Source organism: Acinetobacter bouvetii DSM 14964 = CIP 107468 (assembly GCF_000368865.1).
In the GTDB taxonomy this organism is placed as follows: Bacteria; Pseudomonadota; Gammaproteobacteria; order Pseudomonadales; family Moraxellaceae; genus Acinetobacter; species Acinetobacter bouvetii.
In genome coordinates, this window is the sequence record NZ_KB849727.1 from 1,166,435 (window position 1) to 1,182,453 (window position 16,019).

The 16,019-nt window shown below is 44.7% G+C and carries 19 protein-coding genes; 7 read left to right on the forward strand and 12 right to left on the reverse strand.

Going from position 1 to position 16,019, the window contains the following annotated elements; translation table 11 throughout:
• The first annotated feature begins 79 nt into the window (after positions 1-79).
• Entirely contained in the window at positions 80-742 is a 663-nt protein-coding gene (locus F941_RS12465; RefSeq protein WP_005011852.1) for an elongation factor P hydroxylase, read from the forward strand.
• Between the two features lie 108 nt (positions 743-850).
• Complete coding sequence (locus F941_RS12470; RefSeq protein WP_005011862.1) at positions 851-1,468, forward strand: L-threonylcarbamoyladenylate synthase; 618 nt, start codon at positions 851-853, stop codon at positions 1,466-1,468.
• A gap of 157 nt (positions 1,469-1,625) precedes the next feature.
• On the opposite strand, the gene F941_RS12475 is transcribed toward F941_RS12470, so the two are convergent.
• Positions 1,626-2,219, reverse strand: a complete 594-nt coding sequence (locus F941_RS12475) for a hypothetical protein (protein WP_005011863.1) — start codon at positions 2,217-2,219, stop codon at positions 1,626-1,628.
• Positions 2,220-2,502: 283 nt separating this feature from the next.
• Positions 2,503-3,237, reverse strand: a complete 735-nt coding sequence (locus F941_RS12480; protein WP_005011865.1) for a GNAT family N-acetyltransferase — start codon at positions 3,235-3,237, stop codon at positions 2,503-2,505.
• A 288-nt stretch (positions 3,238-3,525) separates the two neighbouring features.
• Here F941_RS12480 and F941_RS12485 point away from each other — a divergent pair, with 288 nt between their 5' ends.
• Genes F941_RS12485 through rluB form a run of 3 tightly spaced genes read left to right on the forward strand, consistent with a single transcriptional unit; the run spans position 3,526 to position 6,097 of the window.
• Positions 3,526-4,320 carry a segregation and condensation protein A gene (locus tag F941_RS12485; protein WP_005011868.1) on the forward strand — a complete coding sequence of 265 codons (795 nt, stop codon included), beginning with the start codon at positions 3,526-3,528 and terminating at the stop codon, positions 4,318-4,320.
• Entirely contained in the window at positions 4,317-4,922 is a 606-nt protein-coding gene (scpB, locus tag F941_RS12490; RefSeq protein ID WP_005011872.1) for an SMC-Scp complex subunit ScpB, read from the forward strand. The genes F941_RS12485 and scpB overlap by 4 nt, the downstream gene beginning before the upstream one ends.
• A gap of 41 nt (positions 4,923-4,963) precedes the next feature.
• Positions 4,964-6,097 carry a 23S rRNA pseudouridine(2605) synthase RluB gene (gene rluB, locus F941_RS12495; RefSeq protein ID WP_005011873.1) on the forward strand — a complete coding sequence of 378 codons (1,134 nt, stop codon included), beginning with the start codon at positions 4,964-4,966 and terminating at the stop codon, positions 6,095-6,097.
• 131 nt (positions 6,098-6,228) lie between these two features.
• Here the strand turns inward: rluB and F941_RS16570 are convergent, their stop codons facing one another.
• The 8 genes from F941_RS16570 to F941_RS12530 all read right to left on the reverse strand — a co-directional run bounded on the left by F941_RS16570 (position 6,229) and on the right by F941_RS12530 (position 12,049).
• Complete coding sequence (locus tag F941_RS16570) at positions 6,229-6,405, reverse strand: tRNA-specific adenosine deaminase (protein WP_018572658.1); 177 nt, start codon at positions 6,403-6,405, stop codon at positions 6,229-6,231.
• 4 nt (positions 6,406-6,409) lie between these two features.
• Positions 6,410-7,054 carry a dethiobiotin synthase gene (gene bioD, locus F941_RS12500; protein ID WP_005011875.1) on the reverse strand — a complete coding sequence of 215 codons (645 nt, stop codon included), beginning with the start codon at positions 7,052-7,054 and terminating at the stop codon, positions 6,410-6,412.
• Positions 7,051-7,836, reverse strand: coding sequence for a malonyl-ACP O-methyltransferase BioC (gene bioC / locus F941_RS12505; protein ID WP_005011876.1), 786 nt, complete (start codon positions 7,834-7,836; stop codon positions 7,051-7,053). Before bioC ends, bioD begins: the two co-directional genes overlap by 4 nt.
• Before the next feature lie 10 nt (positions 7,837-7,846).
• The gene (locus F941_RS12510; protein ID WP_005011877.1) at positions 7,847-9,010 is read right to left on the reverse strand and encodes an 8-amino-7-oxononanoate synthase; all 1,164 of its coding nucleotides are present in this window, start codon (positions 9,008-9,010) and stop codon (positions 7,847-7,849) included.
• On the reverse strand, positions 9,007-10,323 hold the full coding sequence (bioA, locus tag F941_RS12515) for an adenosylmethionine--8-amino-7-oxononanoate transaminase (protein WP_005011879.1): 1,317 nt from the start codon (positions 10,321-10,323) through the stop codon (positions 9,007-9,009). Before bioA ends, F941_RS12510 begins: the two co-directional genes overlap by 4 nt.
• Positions 10,324-10,417: 94 nt before the next feature.
• A complete protein-coding gene (locus tag F941_RS12520; protein WP_018572656.1) occupies positions 10,418-11,158 on the reverse strand; it encodes an alpha/beta hydrolase family protein in 741 nt (246 codons plus the stop codon).
• A 63-nt stretch (positions 11,159-11,221) separates the two neighbouring features.
• A complete protein-coding gene (locus F941_RS12525; RefSeq protein WP_005011883.1) occupies positions 11,222-11,719 on the reverse strand; it encodes a hypothetical protein in 498 nt (165 codons plus the stop codon).
• On the reverse strand, positions 11,720-12,049 hold the full coding sequence (locus F941_RS12530; RefSeq protein ID WP_005011888.1) for a DUF6176 family protein: 330 nt from the start codon (positions 12,047-12,049) through the stop codon (positions 11,720-11,722).
• A 130-nt stretch (positions 12,050-12,179) separates the two neighbouring features.
• Here F941_RS12530 and F941_RS12535 point away from each other — a divergent pair, with 130 nt between their 5' ends.
• On the forward strand, positions 12,180-12,752 hold the full coding sequence (locus tag F941_RS12535; RefSeq protein ID WP_005011890.1) for a peroxiredoxin: 573 nt from the start codon (positions 12,180-12,182) through the stop codon (positions 12,750-12,752).
• 71 nt (positions 12,753-12,823) lie between these two features.
• Here F941_RS12535 and ftn read toward each other — a convergent pair whose 3' ends face one another.
• Positions 12,824-13,288 carry a heteropolymeric bacterioferritin subunit Ftn gene (ftn, locus tag F941_RS12540; protein ID WP_005011891.1) on the reverse strand — a complete coding sequence of 155 codons (465 nt, stop codon included), beginning with the start codon at positions 13,286-13,288 and terminating at the stop codon, positions 12,824-12,826.
• A 375-nt stretch (positions 13,289-13,663) separates the two neighbouring features.
• Positions 13,664-14,638, reverse strand: a complete 975-nt coding sequence (gene rlmF / locus F941_RS12545) for a 23S rRNA (adenine(1618)-N(6))-methyltransferase RlmF (protein ID WP_005011892.1) — start codon at positions 14,636-14,638, stop codon at positions 13,664-13,666.
• A 289-nt stretch (positions 14,639-14,927) separates the two neighbouring features.
• On the opposite strand from rlmF, the gene F941_RS12550 reads away from it, so the two are divergent.
• Entirely contained in the window at positions 14,928-16,013 is a 1,086-nt protein-coding gene (locus F941_RS12550) for an SDR family oxidoreductase (RefSeq protein WP_005011893.1), read from the forward strand.
• The last annotated feature ends 6 nt before the right edge of the window (positions 16,014-16,019 follow it).

Consider the following 16,019-nt stretch of genomic DNA (forward strand, 5'->3'; position numbering starts at 1 on the left):
ACAAATTCATCAGTACTCTGTCAAAGATTAAGATACAATTTTGTACTTATTTAGACAGACCATTTGGGTAATTCAAGTCATGCATCTGTTGCAGCCGCAAACAGAAGTGAATGTTTCATCACTTATGAGCACACTTTCAACCGCCAATTCTGACAGTTCAGCCAAGCCAGTGCAACTCTCGCAATGGGCTAAAGCATCATCAGAACCAGAACAGGTCGATTGGCTCATCTTACACTTTAATCACTGGTTTTCCCACTTAAATGTCACTTTAGTCAAAGGTGATTTTGAACCTGAATACTTTCCAGCGGATGAAACCGCCCCTGCCCGCATTCAATTTGCGCACGGTTTTTTCAACAGCGCCCTGCATGAAATCAGCCATTGGTGCATTGCAGGCGATCAGCGCCGCCTCTTGCCGGATTTAGGCTACTGGTATGCGCCCGACGGCAGGACAGCTGAACAGCAAGCATTATTTGAACAGGTTGAAATTAAGCCTCAAGCCATTGAATGGTTATTTTCCAAAGCGTTTGGACGCAAATTCCGTGTCTCTTTAGATAATTTAACAGGTGAAGGCGGCAACGGCGCTTCTTTTAAAGACAATGTCTACGCACAGCTGCAGCGCTATTTTAGCGGTGAAGCCACGCTTCCGCGTGACGCGCAGCGCTTTATAGACTGCATCTGTTGCTGCACCCGAAGTGGCAAAAGCTTACATTCGAATGAATTTCAACGTGAAATGCTTGATTAAGTGGCGCAATTTCCTCTCTAATAGATGACGTGCCTACCGTGTGCAGATCCATCACAATTTAAACTGATAAAAAATAGCCTATAAAAGCCAGAATCCGGAGGAACTGATATGCTGCATTTACGCGTACATCCCGAAAATCCTCAGCCCCGCCTCATCAGCCAAGCGGTCGAACGCATCCGCGCGGGTGACGTTATTGTGTACCCGACCGATGCCGCCTATGCCATTGGCTGCCAGATTGGCAATAAAAACGCCATGGAACGCATTGCGCAAATCCGCCAGCTCGATGCCAAGCATCAATATGCCATTATCTGTTCAGATCTTTCAGACATTGCCACTTATGCCAAAGTAGACAATGCCATGTACCGCCTGCTGAAAAGCAACACCCCGTCCATTACCACATTTATTTTGCCGGCCACCAGCGAGGTGCCGCGGCGCTTAATGCATCCGAAAAAGAAAACCATCGGCCTGCGCATTCCAAGCAACCCGATCTGCCAGCAGCTGCTGAAAGAATTAGGTGAGCCGCTGCTGACATCAACGCTCATTTTGCCGGAACAGACAGATCCGCTTGATGATCCCTATGAGATTGAAATGCAGATTGGCAAGCAGATTGATGTGCTGATAGACGGCGGCCTCGGCACATTAAATACCACCAGCATTGTCAACCTTGCGGGTGACCATCCAGAAATCATCCGCCGCGGCGCTGGAGATGTCAGCGCATTCGAATGAATCGGCAGCGTTAAATAAGGCTGCCTTCAATAGTGCTGGTAATCTCTCTTATAAAAAACCTTGCTGAATAAGCTTCAGCAAGTTTTTTTGATTCTGCGGCATATACGGCGCAGCTAAAACGCTTTATCTTTTAAATCTTGCTGATGTATTTTCAATACTAATGCGCTGCCGCCTCCTCACTGCCAGTATATGCCGCAGCGGGCGCAGTGGCAGTTGCTGCGGGTGAAGGAATCGATGGCGCTGGAGCAGGTGTCAGCGTCATTTGCGGTGGACTCGGATCAGCAGCCTGTTCTAAGTTTTTTAAGGTTAAAAAATTAGGGCACGCGGAAAGCTTTTGCTGATGTCCAGCCAATTCAGCGCCAAATTTATTCTTTAAAGAAATATGAAAAGTGACTTGATCCTCTTCGAGCACATTCAGCAGCGCAGTTCGCGCCTTCTCTTCCATTGGACGAAACGACTCCATTGACTCGCATCCCATAGTACTGACCATGCTGCGCACATCTTCCGGCAAATCTGTTCCAGAATACGCAGTATTGCGCATATAAAAGCGGATATTTGGATATTGATCCAGTACAGAAAAGTCAATTTTCGCAGCGCGCATCAATGGCCGGTATTTCGCCTCAAATTGGGCAAATCCCCCAGACTTCAAATCATGTCGCGCTTCATCTTCAAGCTGCATCATCTGATATTTTGGATAGCCCAAAAATACACCAAAACAGATCATCCCAATCAGCACCAATATCTGCGGCATTTTTCCAGTTCCTTATTATTCAATTTTATTTTCAACCAGTTATGCCACAAATTTAATCTATTCCATCAACCCTAGACAATAGGTTTTAGCTTTTTTTCTAAGCCCTGCGCCATCCTGAATTTTTAAGATCCCTTCTTCTTTAGACCCAAAGCACCGGCGATTTATGATGTCAGATGCAGCCGAGAAAACCGCCCAAGAACAAGAGCAGTGAAATCAGGCATTGCATCGGCAATGGCCACCTTAAAAGATCCACTGCTCTCATAGCTATTGTATTTTTTTGAGCTTATTTTTTCTGAGGCTGCTGAATAAAATCCTGCAGGCGTCGTTTTTGCTGCCCGGCTGCATTAAAATTATCCGCATTCAGCCAAGCTTGATAGGCATTGTCCAACTCAGGCCATTCTTCATCCAGCATCGAAAACCATGCCGTATTGCGGCTGCGCCCTTTAACAATATAATGCTGGCGGAACAGCCCCTCATGATGAAAACCGAAACGCAGCGCAGCGCGTTTGGAGGGTTCATTTAAATCATCGCATTTCCACTCTACCCGGCGATAACCTGCGCTAAAGCAGGCACGCAGCAACAAGTAAATGGTTTCTGTGGCAGCTCTCGACTGTTTCAGCTGATGAGAAAAATACACATTGCCAATTTCTGCGGTGCCGTGCGCGCGCTGTATATTCAACAGCGCCGCCCAGCCCACAGCGCGCCCATCGGCTTCAATCACATAGTGCGTTGAGTTTTGAAAACCAAAAGCACGCTGAAGCGCATCATTTAAAGCATCAGCGCTCGGCATTGGCGGATAAGGCAAATATATCCAGCACCGTACATCCGGTTCTGTGCAAACACTCTCCCACAATTGCTGCAGCCTCGCCGCATTCAATGTCTGCGCTGAAAAAGGCAATAAGCGGACACTGCGCCCTTGCAGCATGTCAAAGCGGTGTTCTGGCTGAATATTGAGCTGCACAGGCAGTCCAATTTTCTGACCAAATTCATTTTCTTTAAATTTTAAGCAGTTCTTCATCGCAGCCTGATCTTTTTTTATACATAAGTGCTATTCAGCATGCATCATACCGCATCAACAGCAAGACAGTTTTTATTAAAAACATGACTTGCGTCATCATTCTATCGGCAATTCAAGGTTTTTTTTAAGGAATTGCCTCTGCCGCGATTTATTTCAAGCCGGTTTTCCATTAAACTACCGCGATACTATATCTTTGCTTTTTCTGATCATCTGCTCGCGATTGCGTTTCCAATTTGATTTGAAATAGCTTTTTCATGCTTTTGAAAATTCGCGTGGCCTAAAACTGCAATGAATCAAACCGTCCATGAGCCAATGGAACTCTCTGCACACATCCGTGTTTTGGATGAATGGCAAGATACAATTCCAGAGGATCTCTACATTCCTCCCGCCGCATTTGAAATTCTTTTAGAACATTTCGAAGGGCCGCTCGACTTTTTGATTTACCTGATTCAGAAAAACGGTTTCGATCTGCTGCAATTGGATATTGCGCCCATTGCCGCGCAATACCTGTCATACATGGATGCAATGAAGTCTCTGAACATTGAGCTGACCGCAGATTATATGGTGATGGCTGCGCTGCTGGCCGATTTAAAATCCCGCCTGCTGCTGCCGAAGCCGAAACATCTGGCTACGCCTGAAAATGATCCAAAACAAGAATTGATCGACCGCCTAGAAAATTATTTACGCATTAAGCAGGCTGCCGAACGCTTAGGCCAAATGACCATTTTAGAGCGCGATACCTTTGAAACCAATGTCACTCTGGGACATGTGTCGTTCAGCAACGATGGCTATGAAGCCAGCTTGCTGCGGGATGCGATTCTCTGCGTCTTCAACCGTCCGGAACCTGTGGTGCATCAGATCCTGCAAGAGCCGGTGCTCTTGGAAGAGCGCATTGCCTATATTGAAAGCAAATTGCAAAATGGCGCAGTGCTCGAATTTGAAGCCCTGTTAAAACCGAGCCAAGGCCGCATGGGCATGGTAGTGACTTTCATGGCTATTTTAGAGCTGACCCGGCAGCAGAAAGTCAATATTATTGCCACGGGTATTGAAGCGCCGCTTGCGATTCAGGGGGCGCATGCATGAATAATGACGTGAATTATGAATTGAATCTGGATACTGCGCCGCAGCAGGAAGATATCCACGAAGTGCTGATGCAGCTGGAAGCCATTATTTTTGCCAGTGACGCCGCTGTATCTGTTGCCCGCTTGAAAGAAGCGTTTCAAGACCGATATACCAAAACAGAAATCCGCCAGTTTCTGCAGCAGCTCACATTGCTGCAGCATGGCAGATCCATTGAATTGATTGAAACTGCACAAGGTTTCAGATTTCAAGTTCGCGCAAAATATCGTAATATTATTGTACAGACATGGCCTGAACGACCATCTCGTTTATCGCCATCGTTGCTCGAAACCCTCGCTGTGATTGCTTACCACCAACCAGTGACCCGAGCAGATATAGAGCAAATTCGCGGAGTCACCAATAACAGCCAAATTTTACGTACGCTGTTTGACTGGAACTGGATTAAAGAATCCGGTTTCCGAGAACTCCCAGGAAGACCTGCGTTGTTAGTTACAACGCCACACTTTTTAAATGCTTTTGGCCTTCACTCTTTAGGTCAATTGCCTCCCCTGCAGGATGCCAAGGAAGCTTTTATGGCCCTCGACGCGAATGCGCCGAAGTCATAAATAGGTGAACTGTTGATGATAATTTCTAAGGTTATGCTGTCATGAGTGAAAAATTGCAAAAAGTGCTTGCACGTGTTGGTTTGGGTTCTCGCCGTTATATGGAAGAAGTCATTGCCGCTGGGCGTGTAAGCGTAAACGGGCAAGTTGCCCAAGTGGGTGAACGCATTGAACCGGGCGATGAGCTTCGCATCGACGGCCGTAAAGTGCAATTTCAGATTGAAGATGAAATCCGCCGCCGCGTGCTGATTTACTACAAGCCAGAAGGCGAAATCTGCTCGCGCAACGATCCGGAAAACCGTCCGACTGTATTTGAGCAATTGCCGCAAATTCAAGGCGACCGCTGGGTAATGGTGGGCCGTCTAGATATTAACTCGACTGGCTTACTGCTGTTCACAAACGATGGTGAATTGGCGAACCGCTTAATGCATCCATCCAATGAAATTGAACGCGAATATGCCGTCCGCGTCATGGGCGAAGTGACTCCGCAGCTGAAAAACAACATGCTGAAAGGCGTCACACTGGACGATGGCCCTGCCAAATTTGAATCTTTCACAGAAATTGGCGGTGACGGCATCAACCGCTGGTATCAAGTAGTGGTTAAAGAAGGCCGCAACCGCGAAGTGCGCCGTATTTTTGAGTCTCAAGGCTTAAAAGTCAGCCGCCTGCTGCGTACCCGTTACGGCACAGTTATCCTTCCGCGCGAGCTGCGCACTGGCCGCTGGATGGAATTGGACAAACAAGATATCGACAACTTAACCAAATCTGTAGAGCTGAAGCCGCGTCAAGGCACGGGCCTATTCGGCATGGCCAAACGCCGCAACGAACGCATGCAAGACAAGCCGATGTCTGCGCGCCGCGGCGGTTTTCTGCGTCAGCAGCGCCGTGACAATGAAGAAGAAGGCCAGCAAAAGCCAGTATTTGGCCGTGAACGCGAACGCCGCGATGAAACCAACCAATTTCAGCAGCGTGAACGCCGTCAAAACAATACGCAAGGCGCGTATGGGCAGCAGCGTGAACGCAGCAACGGCAATCAAGGCACTTATGGCCAGCGTGACCGTCAGGAAGGCGCTGCAAACCGCGAACGCCGTGACGACAACTTCGGCAACCGCGAGCGCCGTGATGACAATGCGCCGCGCAAGCCATACGGCACGAAAAAAATCTTTAAAAAGTTCTAATCTAAAGGCTTTTTAAAGATCAAAAAAAGACAGAGCTAAGCTCTGTCTTTTTTATTTCTATTTTCCTGCGGTTTAATATGCCCGCTTTTGCATGTGCGCCTCATTATTGCTGTTTCCACAATGCATATAATTCAAATGGCGCATTCAGCCTTACTTGCGGCAGCGCCAAACCTTTCTGCGTATGGCTGACCGCTTGCATAGACCAAGCAGCTTTTCAGCGGTACACTTTTTAAGTGTTGGCCAGCTTGACGCAGCGCATTCAATTCAGCACGAGACGCAGGATCACCGCCATCTGACTGACAATGCATCTGATTATTTCAGTACAGGAATATCAATCCACAGCGCTTGTGGAAAATATTTCGCCAAATACGCTTTTAAATACTCTGCTGTATCTTTAGAAATCAATTCATCCTGTGATTCATCATTTAAATTATAGGCCAATGCATACAGCTCTAAACCGCGGCTTTTCAAGGCTTCCAAACTTAAAATGGTATGGTTGATGCTGCCCAAACGCCCCGAAGTGACTAAAATGACAGGATGTTTTTTCTCTGCGACATAATCAATCGTCAACAAATTTGTGGTGAGCGGCACCATCAAACCGCCTGCGCCTTCCAATAAAACCACTGCATATTTTTCAGCCAATTGCGCTGTAGCATGTTCAATTTTTTGAAAATCAATTTCACGGCCATCGAGCTTGGTCGCGAGATGCGGTGATGCAGGATAGCTAAAAATTTCAGGCATGGTCAGCTTAGCTTCATCTTCAGGTAACCACCCCATGCCCATAATTTCACGATGCTGTTCAATATCTTCTGAAATATCGACATTGCCCGTTTGAATCAGCTTTTGCGTGATGGTTTTCTGGCCTTGCGCATTCCACAGCTTCGCCAAATAGCCTGTCGTGTACGTTTTGCCGATGCCTGTGTCGATGCCGCTGATAAAGTAAACTGAACCTGTCATGGCATTCTCCGTGCGATGCAATAAATGGGATGATAAGTCAATGGAAATTGCGCCTGACCCGATTCATCCCTGTATGAAAACTGTTGATAAGCCTGATAAAAATCGACCAGTGACTGTTTCGTCCAGCGGAAATTAGACGCCGTTGCCGTCACACCTGTGGCTTTTAAATGCTGTAAAACCTGTTTGGGATATTTAAAATTCAGATGAGCGGTTTGTTCTGAAATCTGTAAAATTTCAAAGCCATTGCGTTCTAACAAGTTTTGGATCGTTTCAATATTGAAATAGTCTAAACCCTGCCCTGTTAAGGCTTTAATTTCCTGCAAATTTTGCTGTCCAAACGTAGAAAAGCAGAAATAGGCATCAGGCTTTAAACTGTGGAATGCTTTTTGAAAAATACCTTCTAAATTCTGCACCCACTGCAAAGCGGAACTTGAAGTGATCAAATCTAAATGCTGCGGAAATTCAAGCCGCTCAATATCGCCAATCAGATATTCGATCTTGGAATGCGGTGGAAAATGCTGCTGGATTTCAGCATATAGATCATTTAACACCAGATGTTTGACTTTCAGATGATGCAGCAGTAAATGGCTTAAATTGCCTGAACCGCAGCCGATTTCCAAAACGTGATTGAGATGCGCAGGGCAATATTGCTGAATTAAATCAAATAAATGCTGTGCAATCTGCTTTTGCACAACGGCATGCTCAACATAGCTTTGCCCTGCCTGAGCAAAGCGCAGCGCCACTTGGGATTTATCAATGTCTGAATGATTCACGCGCTTCATCACCATCAGCTCACAATAACGGTGTCAGCTGATTAAGATCAGTCTGGGTTATCTGAGCAGTCAAGGAAATGCGTAGGCGTGAACTGTGCTGCGGCACCGTCGGCGGGCGCACAGGCATGATGTAAAAGCCCGCATCCTGCAAGGCTTGGGCTTTCTCTACCGTTTTGCCCGATTCGCCAATCATCACCGGCACAATATGCGAAGTCGATGGACAATCAAAACCTTTGGATTGAACCGCTTGCTGCAAACTTTGACTGATTTGCTGTAAATGTTGACGCTCTGCTTTTAAATTTAAAACTTTCTTGAAGATAAAATCTGTCCACGCCATACAGATCGGCGGCTGAGCGGTGCTGAAAATCAAAGGCCGCATCGAGTTAATCAGATAATCCCGAATGACCGGATGGCAAATCAGATAACCGCCAATCGAAGCCATGGCTTTGCCAAATGTCCCGACTAAAAGGTCAATATCATCCATCACGCCATATTGTTCGGCACAGCCTAGACCCTGCTCGCCACGCACGCCAATGGCATGCGCTTCATCGACATACAGCATGACTTTGGAAAATTGCTTTTTGATGCGCACCAATTCAGCCAAATCGGTTTCATCGCCATCCATACTGAAAATGGATTCCGTCACCACAATGATGCGCTCGAAAGACTCATCCTGATGATATTTATGTAAAAGCTGTGCCAGATGCGCCAAATCATTATGGCGATAGCGCACATATTTCGCAGTCGATAAGCGGATGCCATCAATCATACTGGCATGAATCAGCTTATCCGCCAAAATCAGGGTTTTACTGTCTGCGAGCGCAGGTAAAATCCCGATATTCATGTGATAACCGCTGTTGAATAACAGCGCTGCACGGCCGTGAAAGGCTTGGCCTAAACTGTCTTCAAGCTGTTCATATTCAGGAAAATTTCCTGTCAGCAATCGAGAGGATGATGAACTCATCCAACGCTGTGCGTTCGGGGTTTCATCAAAAAACTGCTCACGAAGCTGAATATTAGACGCTAAACCTAAATAGTCATTCGAGGCTAAATTCAGCATTTTTTTATGGTGAATGGTGATATAACGATCTTGCTGAAGATTTGAAGTGAACTGACGCAGATTGCCTTGCTGCTTTAAATCATCCAATTGGCTTGCAAAGTGGCCGAGCAATGGACTGTTCATGCACTTTGCTCCTGAATGTTCTGAATATTTTTAACCACTTCAGCCAATTGTTCCAACAAGGTTGTTAATTCTTGCTCGGAAATAATATACGGCGGCATCACATACACCAATTTGCCAAATGGCCGAATCCAAATGCCGCGGCGGACAAACTCTTGCTGCAGGGGTTTCATATCGACATTAAAGCTTAATTCCACTACGCCAATGGCGCCAAGCACGCGTACATCTTTGACATATTCAAGCTGTGCAAGTGGCTGTAAATGGATGAATAATTGCTGTTGAATGCGCTGAATGTTGGCTTGCCAATCTTGAGAAATCAGCAATTCGGTACTTTTAACGGCCACTGCACATGCCAATGGATTTGCCATAAAGGTCGGGCCATGCATAAATACGCCTGCTTCACCCTGACTAATAGTTTCAGCGACTTTTTTGGTGGTGAGTGCCGCAGACAAGGTCATATAACCACCTGTCAGCCCTTTGCCGATGCACATAATGTCCGGCTCTACCCCTGCCCACTCCCATGCAAAGAGCTTGCCTGTACGCCCAAAACCTGTAGCGATTTCATCAAAAATCAGCAGGATATTATATTTTTCACAAAGCAGTTTGGCTTGGCGTAAATATTCGGGATGGTAAAAACGCATTCCCCCTGCACCCTGCACAATCGGTTCAAGAATCAAACCAGCAATACTTTTATGCTGTTCAACTAGAGTCTTTTCCAGTTCAGCAATATCCGCCTGATTCCATTCTTCATTAAAGCCAACTTGCGGCGCAGGAACAAAAATCCGATTTGGCAGGCTTGAGCCGAAAATTTGATGCATTCCCGTGACAGGGTCACAGACCGACATGGCATTCCAGGTATCCCCATGATAGCCCGAACGAGGCGTGACAAAGTTGGTTTTCTGAACCTTGCCTTGCGCATGCCAAAACTGCACCGCCATTTTCAAAGCCACTTCAACAGCGACAGAGCCAGAATCGGAAAAAAAGATTTTATCCAAACTGGGCGGGGTAATTTTCAGCAGCAATTTACCAAGTTGAATCGCAGGATCATGGGTAAAGCCGCCAAACATGATATGCGACATGTTCTGCAGCTGATCGGTCACTGCCTGATTCAATTCAGGATGATTATAGCCGTGAATTGCGCACCACCAAGACGACATCCCATCAATGAGCTGACGGCCATCGTCCAATTCAATGATTGCCCCTTGCGCCCTTTTCACTTTAAAAGTCGGAAGCGGATGAGTCATAGAGGTATAAGGATGCCAAATATGCTGCTGATCAAAAGTTTGATCATCTAACTCAATCAATGAATCGGCCATCCTTAACTCCATGTGCAACATCTACAGCAAAAAATCTAATTTGCAGATCTTAAACCCGCATGAATTAAAAATAAATTGCGAGATTTGCCACTTATCAGGATGTTTGATTTATTTTTTGTAAATATTGGCAGATTTTGTCAGTTATGCTGTCATATTGAAAAACTGGAAAGCCATGCGAGCCGCTAATGAGCTCAGTTTCTAAAAATTTTGCATTGAAGTTTTGAAAATTTTCAGCAACTTTGTAACTAACTAAGAAATCTTGTTTTGCGAATAAATGGTACTGATGCCCTGCATAGTTTTTCAAGATGCTGACATTATTGAGTTGTTCAAGACAATTCAAACCCTGCTTTAAAATGTCTAAATTCTGCGGCTGTATCAAACTTTGTAAAGTTGCAAAGTCTTCTTTGGTGGTTTTTACGCCCTGACAAACCATAAAGCCAAATTTCTTTAAAGTGGCAATCGCATCTTGCTGAAAGGATTGTTTAAAGCTTTGGAATGTCGCCTGAGGCATCGCTGTATGCCATTCTGCATTTTCAATACAGCTTTCAACAAAACATGGATTTGAGGCCAGTGTAATCAGGATTTTCTGCTGATGATATTGTTTGGAAATTTGATCGGCTAATAAGGTGGCAAGTTGCCCGCCTAAAGACCAGCCGATGATCACATCAAAAGCTTTGGCTTTTTCAGCCTGCCGCTGTAATGCATACTCATCCAAAGCATTAAAAATATTGATCAGTTCAACGCTATGGCCTTTATTTTCCAAGGCCTGTTTGAATGAATTGAGCAGCTTGGTTCCACCGCCCCAGCCTGTAATGAGTAAAATTTTTTGATTCAATGGAGGATTCTTATGACAATAAAACACCAGTATTATGAAATAATTTCGCGTTTGTTCCTATGATCAATATGCTTGATCGAGCTCAATTAAATGCGCTATCGCGGCATCAAATGCCTTTCGTTCAAATTCAAAACTTTGATCCTCAACCCGCCAATCAACAGCAGAAACCACAGCATTGATTTCATTCACAGCCTGACCAAATCTTTTCCAAATAATTTTTGAATCCATTTGCACTTGTTCAACAACCAAAGTCGTACAGGTCAAATCCAAATCATCAGGACAAATCAATAAAGGGACAATCGCCGAACTAGATTTATCATCTGTTGTTTTTAGGAGAGTCCAAGCTGCTTTATTTTCTTGCTCATCAATCAGCCAGCCTTGTGCAGGGACCAATGAAAGAATAGATAAATCATCTTTGAATTCCATAAATTGATTCATCCACTGGTTTAAGGGAAGATCATCAATAGCCAATATCGGAAAAGGTTTAAGTTCACCTTTTGCAGTATGAATCACACCATGAATAGGATGCTCATCTAATAAAACCGCCTTAACTTCATTCATCTATTTGTCCATATTTTCCAAATCGGCCAATAACGTGGCCTGATAGCCTTTTGCCCAATTGGTTTTAAACTGCTTGTGCATGGCATCTATGGGAAAACTGCTTTCCCGTCCAATTTGCTGCGCCTTGGCAATATCTTCAGCGCGCATATAGGCAATCAAATAATCTTTGCCTTCAAGCGCCACATGAAACCATGATTCAACGCGCACACCTTCAGCTTTCAAGGTTTCAATCGCTTCATCCTGACGCGCATTTAATTCTGTTTGCCATGCTTCAACATTTGGCATGGAATCCGGTTTAAGCTGAATCAGCACTGCGCCAACATCGGTCATTTTATTTCTGCTTATTTTCAATGGATTTCCATCATAAGATGATCAACAATAAATACCAGCATTTCACAGCAAGCAAATACAATAAACTTTGCTAAACTCAAAACAAATTCAATTTAGGCATGTATGCACGATGAAACTCAATACACTGTTTAAGATCAGCTTACTTTCCCTTTCTGCAATTTTCGGGTTAACTACAGTGAGCCATGCTGAAAGTTCAATTTTCTCTAAATCCGCGTCAGAGCAAAGGCAATGGGTAGGCAAAGCCGCGCCAGCCTTCAAGCTGCAGGACCAAAACTCAAAATGGCACGAACTCAGCCAGTACAAAGGCAAATGGATTGTTTTATATTTTTATCCGAAAGATAATTCGCCTGGCTGCACTCAGGAAGCCAATCAATTCAAAGCGCTTTATCCGCAATTCATTAAAAACAATGCTGTGGTTTTAGGGGTCAGCCTGGACGATGTTCAATCACATCAGAAGTTTTCAGAAAAGCTCGGACTGAATTTTCCGATTCTGGCCGACCATGACCATAAACTCGCAGCGCAATTGGGTATTGTCAGAAACTTAGGCATTGCGAAAATCGCCAAACGGGAGACCTTTTTGATTGACCCGCAAGGGACAATTTCCTATCACTATAGCAGTGTCAATACGCAGGCTCATGCTGGGCAAGTGCTGGCAGATATTCAGAAGTTTTCAAAGAAATAAACGATAAAAAGCCTTCGAACATTCATTCAAAGGCTTTTTTAACATCAAAAATTCAAGTGATGCCGTTCAGCTTACATCTGAGATTGAATATAGTTTTGCAGGCCAATCAGCTCAATCAAACGCATTTGTTTTTCAAGCCAGTAGGTATGGTCTTCTTCGGTATCTGACATTTGCTGACGGAGCATATCGCGGGTCACATAATCGCCCTTTTCTTCGCACAGCTTCACGCCCTGTGCCAATTTTCCGCGCACATGATATTCCAGCGCCAAATCCGCTTGCAGGCAAGTCACAACATCGGAACCAACGTCAATCGCGTCACGGTCCATGTTTGGAGTTCCTTCAAGGAACAATACGCGGCGGATCAAGGCATCCGCATGCGCGCCCTCTTCCTGGCTTTCATGATCAATCCGTTCAAAAATTTTGGATAAGCCCCAGTCTTCATACATGCGGGAGTGGATGAGATATTGATCACGAGCAGCCAGTTCGCCACCGATCAACATATTTAAGTAGTCTACGACTTCTGGATTGCCACGCATTTTGATTAACTCCATACCCTTTTTTAAATATTATGGACAAGTTTAATGGTGATTGCAAAACTTTAATTTTGTAAGTTTATGATTTATATAAAATTTAAATGATAAACATACGCATTTACAGTTCAATTCAGCGCAATTTCTACATAAAAAATAAGCCTTTGCGCAATGCGCAGATATCGCGGCATGCCAATTATTCAAATAATGAAGCGCGCTGTTTTTTGTAACAATTAACAATGCGTCTTGTTTAGCGCAAACATCACCTGATTGATTTAACACGCCACGCTTGAGCTGCTGCGCTTATATACAGGGAGCACTGTACTGATGCTTCATGCATTGCACTCAAAGATAAGGGGACCATTTCCAGAGAAGACAGGCTTAAGCTGAAGTCCAACGCGCATTCTTCCACGCTTGCTGTTGCGTTGAATCTAGAAAAGACCAAGCAACAAAACGGCTTTCTTTTTGTCCCTGCGTCATTTTAATGGTTTTCACATCTACTGCTCCGCTCTTAGCTAAGGCATTTAAGAGCACAGGCAATGTTGTTTTCTTGGAAACCAGTGTACTAAACCAAAGGCATTGCTTAGCAAACTGGATGCTCTCTTGTACCATTTGGCAGACAAATCGTTCTTCGCCGCCATCACACCAGAGTTCGTTTTTTTGACCGCCAAAGTTTAACACCACCTTTGTCCGATCAACCGGCTTGCCTAGTTTTCTTAATTTTTGAGTTGCTGTCGCATTTGCTTCATCTTGCGAGGCATGAAATGGTGGATTACACATCGTCAAATCAAAACGATCTGAGGATTTAATCACACCGTTGAAAATATTGCTCGCTGTCTTCTGCAATCGAATCTGAATCCCTTTACGCAGATTCGGATTTGCCTCCACAATAAATTGAGCACTTTTAACGGATGCAGAATGAATGTCTGAGCCGACAAATTTCCAGCCATAGCTCCGATGACCAATGATCGGATAAATACAGTTCGCTCCCACCCCAATATCTAACACTTGAACTGCGTTTCCTGTTGGAATTTGACCTTTATTGTTGGCACTCAGCAAATCAGCTAAGTAGTGGATATAGTCGGCTCGACCCGGAATAGGCGGGCAAAGAAAATTTGGAGGAATATCCCAATATTGAATGCCATAAAAATGCTTGAGCAATGCTTTATTGAGCATTTTCACAGCGTGTGGATCAGAAAAGTCGACCGAAAGATCGTTATATTTATTTGGGCTGACAAAAGGCGCAAGTTCCGGACAACTCTTGATTAACTGAGGAAAATCGTAACGACTGCGATGCAGATTTCGTGCATGTAATTCCGATTTTTGCTGCGGAAAAGATTTCTTTGCTTGCGCCATGTGTATGCCAATATTCAACGGGAGAACAGAATCATCTGATAAGGCAGGATATCTACCTGCAAATTAGTCGATATTGTACGTGAATTTAACCATCAATGACGCCCCATTCCTTTTATTTGTCTATCCAACATTCATCCCATCTTAGCGTTTTTTGAAATCAACAAAAAATCGCTTTTGCAGCGCTCTCATGAGATTTCTGCTGAATTTAGAGCACATTAAACTCCATAATAAAAATATATTTTTTCAAATTAATCAAAGACAAAACTAAATATTCTCAATATGATAAAAAATGCGTCAATTAAAGTTGAAGAACATGAATACCAAGACAACACCGATACTCGTTACAGGCGCCACAGGCTATATTGCCAGCTGGGTCATTAAACAATTGCTCGAAAAAGGACACACCGTACATGCCACCGTTCGAGATTTAAATAAGAAAAAGAGTTTTGCCCACCTGGAAAAAATCGCCAATCAAAGTTCAGGCTCACTGCAGCTGTTTCAAGCCAATTTGCTGGAGTCGGGTTCTTTTGACCAGGCCATGCAAGGCTGTGAAGTTGTTCTGCATATGGCTTCGCCTTTTGTGGTCACCAATTATAAAGATGCCGTTAAAGACATTATTGAACCCGCTGTTTTAGGCACTGAAAATGTCCTGAACAGTGTCAATAGCACTGAATCGGTCAAGCGTGTGGTCGTCACCTCAAGCATTGCATCGACCTATGGCGATGCCATTGATATCCGGCAGACAGCCAACAATGAATTTGATGAATCGCACTGGAATACCAGCAGTTCCGAAACGCATCAGCCTTATCCGTATTCTAAAGTCATGGCTGAACGTAAAGCATGGGACATGCAAAAAGCGCAAACGCGCTGGGATTTAGTTTGCATTAATCCTGCGCTGGTGCTTGGCCCATCGCTTACGCCGAGCACACAGTCTGGCAGCGTCGAGGTTCTGCAGCAATTTGCCAACGGCATGACGCTGGCGGGTGTTCCGCCCATGTGGAACGGCATTGTCGATGTGCGTGACGTTGCAGATGCTCATCTGCAAGCCGCCTTCAATCCAAAGGCAGAGAACCGCTATATTATCAGCGGCGGCACCTTAAGCCTGCTGGAGATGGGTAAAATCCTGCGCCAGCATTTTGGCAATAAATTCCCCTTCCCGCGCAATCAGCTGCCTAAAGCGGCGTTCAAGCTGCTGGGCCCTTTCATTGGCTTTTCTAAATCTTTTGTAGAACTGAATATGGGGTATCCAATTTACTTTAATGCGGATAAAAGCAAAAAAGACTTGGGCATTCATTACCGGAATATTGAGACCAGCTTAGTTGAACATTTCCAGCAATTGCTGGATGACGGCGTCGTGAAAAAATATATTCCTTAAATGCAA